This window comes from Colwellia sp. BRX8-5, from assembly GCF_014077325.1.
GTDB lineage: Bacteria > Pseudomonadota > Gammaproteobacteria > Enterobacterales > Alteromonadaceae > Colwellia_A.
The window spans coordinates 1-1,166 of record NZ_JACGVR010000073.1; the positions used below are offsets into that span (position 1 = coordinate 1).

1 protein-coding gene is annotated in these 1,166 nt (G+C 41.8%); it reads right to left on the reverse strand.

Annotated features, from left to right (window positions below; all coding sequences use genetic code 11):
• Positions 1 to 59: 59 nt before the first annotated feature.
• Positions 60 to 1,166 (reverse strand): elongation factor Tu (tuf, locus tag H4J62_RS19915; RefSeq protein WP_182218777.1); only part of this gene is annotated, 1,107 nt, incomplete at its 5' end.

The window sequence follows — 1,166 nt, forward strand, 5'->3', positions numbered from 1 at the left end:
ATAAAAAAAGACGCCTAAGCGTCTTTTCTTTAAGTTCTCGTGAGAACTAAAATCTGCAATTATGCGATGATTTTAGATACAACACCAGCACCAACAGTACGACCACCTTCACGGATAGCGAAGCGTAAACCTTCATCCATCGCTACTGGGTTGATTAGCTCTACAACAAATTTCAAGTTGTCGCCAGGCATTACCATTTCAACACCTTCAGGAAGCTCTACAGCACCTGTGATATCTGTTGTACGGAAGTAAAACTGTGGACGGTATCCTTTAAAGAATGGTGTATGACGACCACCTTCATCTTTACTTAACACGTATACTTCTGATTCGAATTTTGTATGAGGTGAAATTGAACCAGGCTTACATAATACTTGACCACGTTCAACATCTTCACGCTTAAGACCACGTAAAAGTACACCACAGTTCTCGCCAGCACGACCTTCGTCTAGAAGCTTACGGAACATTTCAACACCAGTACAAGTAGATTTTTGAGTATCACGGATACCAACAACTTCTACTTCTTCACCAATTTTGATGATACCGCGTTCAACACGACCAGTAACAACAGTACCACGACCAGCAATTGAGAATACATCTTCGATAGGCATGATGAATGCTCCGTCGATTGCACGCTCTGGCTCTGGAATGTAGTTATCTAATTGATCAGCAAGTTCGATGATTTTTGCTTCCCACTTTTCGTCGCCTTGAAGAGCGCCTAGAGCTGAACCTTGAATTACCGGTAAATCATCACCTGGGAAGTCATATTCAGAAAGAAGTTCACGAATTTCCATTTCTACTAATTCTAGTAATTCTTCGTCATCTACAACATCACATTTGTTCATGAATACGATGATATATGGAACACCAACCTGACGTGATAACAAGATGTGCTCACGTGTTTGTGGCATAGGACCATCTGTAGCAGCAACTACTAAGATAGCGCCATCCATTTGTGCAGCACCGGTGATCATGTTTTTGATGTAATCGGCGTGACCAGGACAATCTACGTGTGCGTAGTGACGAACTTCTGTATCGTACTCGATGTGAGAAGTATTGATTGTAATACCACGCTCACGCTCTTCAGGAGCATTATCGATTTGTGCGAAATCTTTAACTTCACCACCGTGTACTTTAGTTAATACTGCAGAGATAGCAGCTGTTAAAGT